General features: G+C 71.3%; 8 protein-coding genes and 2 tRNA genes. 4 read left to right on the forward strand and 6 right to left on the reverse strand.

Annotated features, from left to right (window positions below; translation table 11 throughout):
• Positions 1-4 precede the first annotated feature (4 nt).
• The 6 genes from KZ829_RS31265 to KZ829_RS31290 all read right to left on the reverse strand — a co-directional run bounded on the left by KZ829_RS31265 (position 5) and on the right by KZ829_RS31290 (position 4,487).
• Positions 5-78 (reverse strand) — tRNA-Asp (locus KZ829_RS31265).
• Between the two features lie 59 nt (positions 79-137).
• Positions 138-210, reverse strand: a tRNA-Glu gene (locus tag KZ829_RS31270).
• A 169-nt stretch (positions 211-379) separates the two neighbouring features.
• A complete protein-coding gene (locus tag KZ829_RS31275; RefSeq protein ID WP_220147442.1) occupies positions 380-1,363 on the reverse strand; it encodes a MerR family transcriptional regulator in 984 nt (327 codons plus the stop codon).
• Positions 1,353-1,919: an isopentenyl-diphosphate Delta-isomerase gene (gene idi, locus KZ829_RS31280; RefSeq protein WP_220147443.1), complete on the reverse strand. Its 567-nt coding sequence runs from the start codon at positions 1,917-1,919 to the stop codon at positions 1,353-1,355. The genes KZ829_RS31275 and idi overlap by 11 nt, the downstream gene beginning before the upstream one ends.
• Positions 1,919-3,400: a phytoene desaturase family protein gene (gene crtI / locus KZ829_RS31285; RefSeq protein ID WP_220147444.1), complete on the reverse strand. Its 1,482-nt coding sequence runs from the start codon at positions 3,398-3,400 to the stop codon at positions 1,919-1,921. Before crtI ends, idi begins: the two co-directional genes overlap by 1 nt.
• Positions 3,401-3,455: 55 nt before the next feature.
• Positions 3,456-4,487 (reverse strand): polyprenyl synthetase family protein, encoded by a 1,032-nt coding sequence (locus KZ829_RS31290; RefSeq protein WP_308285737.1) that lies wholly within the window; start codon positions 4,485-4,487, stop codon positions 3,456-3,458.
• Between the two features lie 126 nt (positions 4,488-4,613).
• On the opposite strand from KZ829_RS31290, the gene KZ829_RS31295 reads away from it, so the two are divergent.
• The 4 genes from KZ829_RS31295 to KZ829_RS31310 all read left to right on the forward strand — a co-directional run bounded on the left by KZ829_RS31295 (position 4,614) and on the right by KZ829_RS31310 (position 9,187).
• Complete coding sequence (locus KZ829_RS31295) at positions 4,614-5,501, forward strand: phytoene/squalene synthase family protein (protein WP_220147446.1); 888 nt, start codon at positions 4,614-4,616, stop codon at positions 5,499-5,501.
• On the forward strand, positions 5,501-6,829 hold the full coding sequence (locus tag KZ829_RS31300; protein WP_220147447.1) for a cryptochrome/photolyase family protein: 1,329 nt from the start codon (positions 5,501-5,503) through the stop codon (positions 6,827-6,829). The genes KZ829_RS31295 and KZ829_RS31300 overlap by 1 nt, the downstream gene beginning before the upstream one ends.
• 112 nt (positions 6,830-6,941) lie before the next feature.
• Positions 6,942-8,303: a dihydrolipoyl dehydrogenase family protein gene (locus KZ829_RS31305; protein ID WP_220147448.1), complete on the forward strand. Its 1,362-nt coding sequence runs from the start codon at positions 6,942-6,944 to the stop codon at positions 8,301-8,303.
• 35 nt (positions 8,304-8,338) lie between these two features.
• Entirely contained in the window at positions 8,339-9,187 is an 849-nt protein-coding gene (locus KZ829_RS31310; RefSeq protein ID WP_220147449.1) for a Rieske (2Fe-2S) protein, read from the forward strand.
• Positions 9,188-9,629 lie beyond the last annotated feature (442 nt).

The following is a 9,629-nucleotide window of genomic DNA, read 5'->3' on the forward strand; positions in this document are numbered from 1 at the left end:
CTTGCGGTCCTGACGGGACTTGAACCCGCGACCTCCGCCTTGACAGGGCGGCGAGCACTCCAACTGCTCCACAGGACCTTGCTATGTAACTGTCTTGCCGTTTGGCTTGTCAGCAACTCGCGCTGCTAACTTACCAGTACCCCCAACGGGATTCGAACCCGTGCTACCGCCTTGAAAGGGCGGCGTCCTAGGCCACTAGACGATGAGGGCAACTCCGCCATCATTGCACATCGCGCTGGCTGCGCGACTGGCAACGTTTGGTGGTTTTGGCCCCAACCGCGCCCCCCGCTTGAGGCATGCAAAGCATATGCGATACCCGTGCTGATCTTCAAACCGGGACCCCCCCTTCTTGCTCTCACGGCTCTGAGCAGGGTAAACGTCAGGCGCAGGCGGCCGTGACGACGTGGACGGCGCCGGTGAGGCCGGTCAGCCGGGTCACCGGCGGGGGCAGCGAGGCGGTCGGCCAGCCGGGTCCGGCGGCCCCGATCACGAGTGGCGGGCGGGGCAAGGCCAGCAGGCGGTCCAGCTGGATGACGTCTCCGGTGGCGGGCACCTGGGACCAGAGCACCACAACGGTGGGGCCGGTACGGTCCACCGCGTCCAGCAGCGCTCTTGGTGGGACCCGCGCCCCCAGCAGACGGCTCGGCACCCCGCCTTCGGCCAGCGCGGCCGCCAGCGCCTCCAGGGGAAGGGTGTGCTGTTCCTCGTCGGCCGCGGCGAGCAGAACCCGTGGGGCGAGTTCGCGCGACGGGCGGGGCACGATGCTGAGGGCCTCGGTGATCGAGCGGGAGAGCAGGTGTTCGACCTCGACGAACCGTTCGGTTGCCTCGTACCGTTCGCCGATGCCGATCAGCACCGGCATCATCACGTGTTCCCAGGCGAAGGTGACCCCGCGGCCGGTGACCGCCGATTCCAGGATGTGGCGCATCGCCGGCCCGTCCAGCCGCATGGCGGCCCGGGCCAGTCCACGGGCGGCCGGGTCGGCCCGCCCGCCGAGCGCGATGGTCTGCCCGCCCCCGGCCGGCCCGTTGACGGTCACCAGGTCGCCTACGGAAGACGAGGCAACCGGGTCTCCTACGGAAGGCGAGGCAACCGGGTCGCCGAGGGAAGGCGAGGCAACCGGGTCTCCTACGGAAGGCGAGCGGCACGCCCAGGCGGCCGCCTCGGCGGGCGCCACACCCTGTGCGGTCAGCCGCTGCATGACCTGTAGGCGGACCATGTCCTCGACGGTGTACCGCCGGTGATGGCCGGGCTCGTGCGCGCTGGGCCCGAGCCCGTACCGCTGATGCCAGGTGCGCAGCGTGGTCACCGCGACGCCGAGACGGCGAGCGGCCGCGCCGGCGCTCAGGCCCTCATCGCCCACCCGGCCCCTCCGGTGCGGCGAGCAGGTGTGACGCCAGGCGTTCGGTCACCCCGCCGAGCCAGGGCGCGTACGCCTCCGGGGCCGCCTGGACATCCCGGAGCAGGTCGTCGACCGTGATCCAGCGCAGGCGCGCGACCTCGGCCGGATCGGGCCGGAACTCCAGTCCGGCGGGTACGTCACCGAGCAGCACGTGGTCGTACTCCCGCTCGACGCGCCCGGTGACCGGGTCCTCGGCGAAGTACACGTAGACGCCGACCTCGGTGAACGGCACCGGCTCGACACCGAGCTCCTCGGCCAGGCGCTTGCCGGCGGCGGTGGTGAGTTCCTCGCCCGGCCGGGGGTGCCCACAGCAGGTGTTGCCCCAGCGCAGCGGGAACCGGGTCTTGGCGGCGGCCCGCTGTTGCAGCAGCACCCGTCCGGACGGGTCGCGCAGGAACACCGAGAACGCCCGGTGCAGGAGGCCGGGCGACTCGTGCGCGTCGAGGACGGTGGCCGAGCCGGTGACCGTGCCGTGGTCGTCGACGAGTTCCACCAGGTCGGCTTCGCGGGACAGCATCAGGAGACCTCCGTGATCCGGGCGGCGGCCAGTTTGCCGGAGATCAACACCATCGGTACGCCGACGCCCGGCTGTGTTCCGGAGCCGGTGAAGACCACGTTCGGCAGGCTCGGGTGCAGGTTGGACGGGCGGAACGGGCCGGTCTGGCCGAACGTGTGCGCGGCCGCGAACGGGGTGCCGGCGGCCATGCCGGCGTCGGCCCAGTCCGCGGGAGTGATGATCCGCTGAACCTCGACACCGTCCCGGAAGCCGACGTAGCCGCGCCGCTCCAGGACGCGCAGCAGTTCGTCGGCATACCGCCGGTCCATGCCGCCGCGCCAGTCGATCGGCCCGGCCTCGAGGTTGGGGGTGGGCGCGAGCACGTAGTACGTCTGCCGGCCGTCGGGCGCCGCAGACGCGTCGGTGTGCGTCGGGTTGGTGACCAGCAGGGACGGGTCGCTCATCAGCAGACCCCGGCGGATCACCTCGTCGAAGGTGCCCTTCCACGCCGTACCGAAATGGATGTTGTGGTGGGCGATCCGCGAATAGGCCTGGCGGGAACCGATGTGCAGGACCACGCACGAGGGTGAGAAGCGCAGCCGCCGCAGGCCGCGGCGCGGCGGCAGCAGGTCGCGGTAGGCGACCGGAAGGTCCGGATTGAGCACCACCACGTCGGCCGGTATGTGTTCGCCGTCGGCCGTGACCACTCCGGTGGCCCGGCCGTGCGCGGTGGTCACCCGCTCGACCGTGGTGTCGTAGCGGAACGTCACGCCGTGTTTCTCGGCGGCGCCGGCCAGCGCCTTCGGCACGGCGTGCATGCCGCCCTTGGGGAAGTAGACCCCGGCGACCGAGTCCAGGTACGCGATGACGGCGTAGATGGCCAGCGCGTCGTGCGGGGCGAGGCCCGCGTACATCGCCTGGAACGAGAAGATCCGCTGGGTACGGGGATCGCGGAAGTACTCCCCGATCTTCGGCTGCAACCGCCGGAACGCGCCCATGCCGAGGAGTTTCAGCAGGTTGAGGTTGAGCAGGTCGACCGGGGTGTCCAGGTTCCGGCCGATGAAGTGGTCGCGTTCGAGATGCCAGAGCCGCCGGGTGAAGTCGACGAACCGCAGGTAGCCGTCGGCCTCGCGGGCGCCGCAGACCCGTGCGATCTCGGCCGCCATCCGGGTGGTGTCGGTACGCACGTCGAGCGTGGAGCCGTCCGGGTAGTACGCCCGGTACGCCGGGTCCAGCGGGGTCAGCTCCAGCCAGTCGCTCAGCTTCTCGCCGACGGCGGCCAGCGGCTCGGCGATCAGGTCGGGCATGGTCAGCACGGTGGGGCCGGTGTCGAACTCGTACCCCTCCACGGCCAGCCGCCCGGCCCGCCCGCCCGGGACCGGCTCCCGCTCGACCACGGTGACCTGGCGCCCGGCCGCGGCCAGGTGCAGCGCGCAGGCCAGCCCGCCGAGGCCGGCGCCGACCACGATGACGCGGTCGGTGGGTCCGGTCACGGTTCGCACGTCACGACTCCCAACAGAACCAGAGGGGCCAACAAACCAGAGGGGAAGGAGAACATCATGCCGGGCGATGGCTCGCGGCCGCCGCCAGTTCGATCAGAGCGGTACGCGCGTCGGCTCGAACGGGCGCATCGGTGATCGCCGCCACACCCTCCCGGACCCGCTCCCGGATCATCTCCTCGACCCGGGCCGGCGCACCGGTCGCCGCGATGATCTCGGCCTGCCGGGCGACGCCGGCCACCGCCAGCTCGTCGAGCTGTGCCTCGGTGGCCATTCGGCGGGCCATCATGAGCAGGGTCGTCGGCTTCCCGGTGCGCAGGTCGTCGCCGGCCGGTTTCCCGGTCACCGCCGGGTCCCCGTACACCCCGAGGAGGTCGTCGCGGAGCTGGAAGGCCTCGCCGACGGCCAGCCCGTACACCTGGTAGGCCTCGTCGAGATCGGTGCGCCCCGCGCAGGCGAGGGCCAGCCCGAACGCGAGCGGCCACTGCACGGTGTAGCTGGCCGTCTTGTGCCGGGCCACGAGCAGCGCCCGCTCCACCGACCAGGAGGCCGGGTCGGTCTCGCCGAGGACGTCGAGGTACTGCCCGGCGATCGCCTCGATCCGCATCCGGTCGTAGCGGGCCCGGACCTCGACCAGCACCGCCGGGGGCGCCGCGGTGCGGGCCAGCAGCTGATCGGCCCAGACCAGGCAGAGGTCGCCGACCAGGACGGCGGCCGAGTCACCGAACTGGTCGCCGTGCTTGGCGGCGAAGAGCCGGTGCGCGGTGGGCCGGCCCCGGCGGGTCGCCGAGCGGTCCATCACGTCGTCGTGCACCAGGGCGAAGGTGTGCATGAGTTCGAGAGCGGCGAGAGCGGGTAAGACGGCCTCGACCGGCTCGGTGGTGCCGACGACGCCGCGCCAGCCCCAGTACGCGAACGTCGGCCGGATCCGCTTGCCGCCGGCCATGACCAGATCACGGGCGGTGCGGGTGAATCCGCCCAGGGCGGGGTCGACGGCGTCGAGCGCGGCGATCTGGGCGGCGAGGAAGTCGGCCAGCGTGCCCTCGACGGCGCCGATCAGCGCTCGGTGCGAGACCGGTTGGCGGGGGATCGCTTCGAGGCGATTTCCCTCGAGGGTGTGATTGGCCACGCTCAGTACCGTACCCTAACTTTGTGAAGTTGCGTCGATTCGTGCGTCGATTCTGAATCTATAGAGCTTTTGACCGGAGGACCCGGCATGGAAACCGATCTGGCAGCGGCCTACGAGCGCTGCCGTGAACTGCATCGCGAGCACGGACGGACGTATTACCTGGCGACCCGGTTGCTACCGGCGTGGAAGCGCCGGCATGTGCATGCCCTCTATGGATTCACCCGATATGCGGACGAAATAGTCGACCGGACCGAGTCCCGGCCCTCTGCCGAGCGAGCCGCCCTGCTGGCCGCGTGGTCGAACAAGTTCCTCGCCGGCCTCCGCGGCGAACCCACCGACGACGAACTGCTGCCGGCCGTGCTGCACACCATCGCGATCTTCGACCTGGACCTCGAGGACTTCGAGAAGTTCCTGCGCAGCATGACGATGGACATAACGGTCACGTCGTACCGGACCTATGACGACCTGCTCGACTACATGGAGGGCTCGGCCGCGGTCATCGGCACCATGATGCTGCCGATCCTCGGCTCCTCCGACCCGGTCGCCGCCCGCGAACCCGCCCGGCAACTCGGCTTCGCCTTCCAGCTCACCAACTTCATCCGGGACGTCGCCGAGGACCTCGACCGCGGCCGCGTCTACCTGCCCGAGGAACACCTCGACGAGTTCGGCGTCACCCACCGCACCCTGCGCGCCGGCGTCGCCACCCCGGCGGTCAAGGCGCTGATCAAGGCCGAGGTGGCCCGGGCCCGCGAGCACTACGCCCTGGCCGCCCCCGGCATCCCGCTGCTCGAACCGGCGTCCCAGGCCTGCATGCGTACCGCTTTCCAGCTCTACGGCGGCATCCTCGACGAGATCGAGGCGATCGGCTACGACGTCTTCGGCCGCCGGGCCACCGTGCCCCACCACCGCCGGGCCGCCGTCGCGGTCCGCAGCCTGCTCACCCGCCCCGGGACACCCGTCCAGCTGGCGGCCTGATGTCCACCGCCGTCGTCCTGCTCACCCGGGACCTGCGCCTGGACGACAACCCGGCCCTCGCCGCCGCCTGCGCCGCCGCCGACCGGGTCGTCCCCCTCTACGTCCTCGACCCCACGCTCGCCGGCCTCTCCCCGAACCGCACCCGCTTCCTCCACCAGAGCCTCGCCGACCTGCGCGACCGACTCCGGAAGCTGGGCGGCGACCTGGTCGTGCGCGAGGGCGACCCGGTCGCCGAGACCATCCGGACGGCCCGCGACACCTGCGCCACGACGATCACCCTGGCCGCCGACGTGAGCGGCTACGCCCGCCGCCGGGAACGCCGCCTCGCACACGAGTGCGACCGCCACCGCATCGCCCTCGAACTCCACGCCGGACTCACCGTCGCCGAACCCGGAACGCTCCGGCCGGGCGGCGGCGGAGACTGCTACAAGGTCTTCACGCCCTACTACCGCTCCTGGTCGGCGGCACGATGGCGACCCGCGGCGACCGCACCGGACCGGCTCACCCTGCCGGACGGCGTCACACCCGGAGACCTGCCGGCCCTCCCGGCCGGAGAATCACCCCACGCCTGCGAGGGTGGCGAGACCGCGGCCCGGCGCCGGCTCACCGCGTGGCTGAGGCACGACATCGAGGGGTACGACGACGCGCACGACGATCTCCCCGGTGATGCCACGAGCAGGCTCAGCCCGTACCTCCGCTGGGGTTGTCTCTCCCCGCTCAGCCTGGCCCGGACGGCGCGCTCGCGAGACGCCGAAGCCTTCGTCCGTCAGCTCTGCTGGCGGGACTTCTACTACCAGGTCGCCCGCGTCCACCCGAAACTGTCGACCGAGGCGCTGCGCCCGGCCGCCGACCGGGACTGGCGCTACGACACCGACGCCCTGGAACACTGGCAGGACGGGCTCACCGGCGTCCCGATCGTCGACGCCGGGATGCGCCAGCTGCGCGACGAGGGCTGGATGCACAACCGGGCCCGCCTGATCACCGCGGCGTTCCTCACCAAACACCTCGGCATCGACTGGCGGTCCGGGGTGGCCTGGTTCTTCCGATGGCTGCTCGACGGCGACGTGCCGAACAACTCGGGCAACTGGCAGTGGACCGCGGGCACCGGCAACGACACCCGCCCCTACCGCAGGTTCAACCCGATCCGTCAGGCGCTCCGGTTCGACCCCGAAGGCGTGTACGTTCGTCGCTACGTACCGGAGTTGAAGGGGATCGACGGCGCCGCCGTGCACCAGCCGTGGCGCCTCCCCGAACCGGAACGCCGCGGCCTCGACTACCCCGGACCGTTGGAATCGCACCGGGACGAGGCGGTCTGGCTGCGGGACTGATTCACCGTCCGGTCCTGCCGGACGGGAGCGGGGCCCGCCGGCGGTTGCGTCCGTCAACGTCTCTCCGGCGGGACCCGCGACTCTCACCGCTTCCGATGGTTAGCTGGATCCCATGGGTGACGTGCGCAACGTGGACGTGGTGGTCATCGGGCTCGGTGTGGGCGGCGAGGAGGCCGCCGGACGGCTCGCCTCGGCCGGCCTCGACGTGGTCGGGGTGGAACACAACCTGGTCGGGGGCGAATGCCCGTACTGGGGATGCATTCCCACCAAGATGATGGTCCGCGCCGGGAGCGCCCTCGCCGAGGCACGGCGCATCCCCGGCCTGGCCGGCGCCTCCACCGTGGAACCCGACTGGACACCGGTCGCCGTGCGCGTCCGCGACCAGGCCACCGACGACTGGAACGACAAGGCCGCCGTCGACCGCCTCACGGGTAGAGGCGGGACCTTCGTGCGTGGCCGGGCCACGATCACCGGTCCCGGCCGCGTCCGGGTCGGAGAGCAGGAGTACGCCGCAGCGCGCGGCCTGGTCCTCGCCACCGGAACCGTGGCCGTCATCCCACCGATCGACGGTCTCGCCGGCACCCCGTACTGGACCAACCGGGACGCGGTCGAAGCCGCCACCCTGCCCGCCTCCCTGATCATCCTCGGCGGCGGCGCGATCGGCTGCGAGTTCGCCCAGGTGTTCGCCCGCTTCGGCGTCGCGGTGACGATCATCGAGGGCTCCGGCCGGATCCTGGCCATGGAGGAACCCGAATCCTCCGAGGTCGCGACCGGAGTCCTGACCGCCGACGGGGTGACCGTGAAGACCGGCGTCCGAGCCACCCACGTGACCCACGACGGCGCCTTCACCGTGGCCCTCACCGACGGGAGCACCGTCACCGGCGACCGGCTGCTCGTCGCCACCGGCCGCGCCGCCCGCCTCGGCGACCTCGGCCTGGAGACCATCGGCCTCGACCCGGGCGCCCGCTTCCTCACCACCGACGACCGGATGCGCGCCGCCGACCGGGTCTGGGCCGTCGGCGACGTCACCGGCAACGGCAACTTCACCCACATGGCCATGTACGAGGCCGACATCGCGGTCCGCGACATCCTCGGCCAGGGCGGGCCCGGCGCCGACTACCGCGCCCGGCCCCGGGTCACCTTCCTCGACCCCGAGATCGGCGCGGTCGGCCTCACCGAACAGCAGGCCCGCGACACGCTCACCGACGTACGGGTGGGCCACGTCCCGCTCTCCGCCACCTCCCGCGGCTTCGTGCACGGCCCCGGCAACGAGGGCTTCATCAAGGTCGTCGCCGATCACCAGCGCGGTGTGCTGGTCGGCGCCACCACCGCGGGCCCGGCCGGCGGCGAGATGATCGGCGCGCTCGCCGTCGCCGTCCACGCCGAGGTGCCGATCAGCACCCTGCACAGCCAGATCTGGGCGTACCCCACGTTCCACCGCGGCATCGGCGACGCACTGAAAGCACTCGCCTGACGTTTCGACCGCGACCGGGTGGGAACCGCCAAGACATGTTGCGGCAGGTTCTCACCCGGCTCGAACAGGCGGACGCCCTCGACGGCGCCAGCGACAAGCTCCAGGCCGCGGTCACGGCCACGGTCCGCCCACGCACACTGCGTGACCTCCTGCACGGCACCTGGATCGGGCATCCCCTGCACCCGGTGCTGGTCCAGGTCCCGGTCGGCGCCTTCCTCTCCGCGGCGGTTCTCGACCTCGGCAGCTCCCGTTCCACCGGTAGGGCGGCCACCGCGCTCATCGGGGCCGGACTCGCCGGAGTCGCCCCCGCCGTGGTCGCCGGCCTCGTCGACTGGTCCGAGATGACCAGGGACCGGCGCCGGGTCGGTCTCGTCCACGCCGCCGCCAACGCGCTCGCCGCCGGTCTCTACGCGACGTCCCTGGTGGCCCGGCTCACCGGGCGGGTCACCCAGGGAAAAGCCCTGGCCTACGCGGGACTGTCGGTCGCGGGAGCGGGGGCATTTCTGGGCGGACATCTCTCGTACGCCCAGGGCGCCGGAATCAGCCACGCCGCTCCCGAGGTGACGCGCCTCCCCGACGAGTGGACCGTCGCGGGGTCGCTCGCCTCACTGCCCGACGGCAAGCCGGCCGCTCGCCGGGTGGGTGACACGGCTGTCCTCTTCTTCCGTCAGGGCGACCGGGTCACCGCGATGATCGAGCGCTGCTCCCATGAGGGAGGGCCGCTCAGCGAGGGCGAGGTCGCCGACGGGTGCGTGGTGTGCCCGTGGCACGGCAGCGCCTTCCGCCTCACCGACGGAGCCGTGATGCACGGGCCCGCCGGCAACGACCAGCCTGTCCTCCCGGTCCGGGTCCGCGACGGCATGGTCGAGGTACGCCACCCCTGAACCGCGTCTGGCCTGCGAAAACTGCTGAGGGTGACCCCCGATTTGGAGGCCCTGAGGCCAGCGGGTAGTGTTTTGCGAGCCGGCAGGGAAACGGGCGAGGTAAACCGGGTCACTCAGCACTGAGAGATTCGCACACCGGCCGTCCTGCCAAATCCTCTGAACCGAGATCGCAGCATAGCTGCGCGCTTGGCGCGGTGGACTTACTAGGGCAGATCGGAGCCAACCGGGAGAAACCGGTTGACAACACCGAAAAGGCCTAGTAAAGTAGAGCGAGTGCCCCGGGGGCCGAGACGCGAAAGCGGAGCGGTTCGAAGGTGTGCGGTTGTTCTTTGAGAACTCAACAGGGTGCTTGATAAGCCAGTGCCAATTATGGCAATACCCCGGCTCATCGTTTAGGCGATGGGTGGGAGATTCCTTTGGCAACATTTATGTTGCCGGGACG

This window comes from Actinoplanes hulinensis, from assembly GCF_019429605.1.
Taxonomy (GTDB): Bacteria; Actinomycetota; Actinomycetes; order Mycobacteriales; family Micromonosporaceae; genus Actinoplanes; species Actinoplanes campanulatus.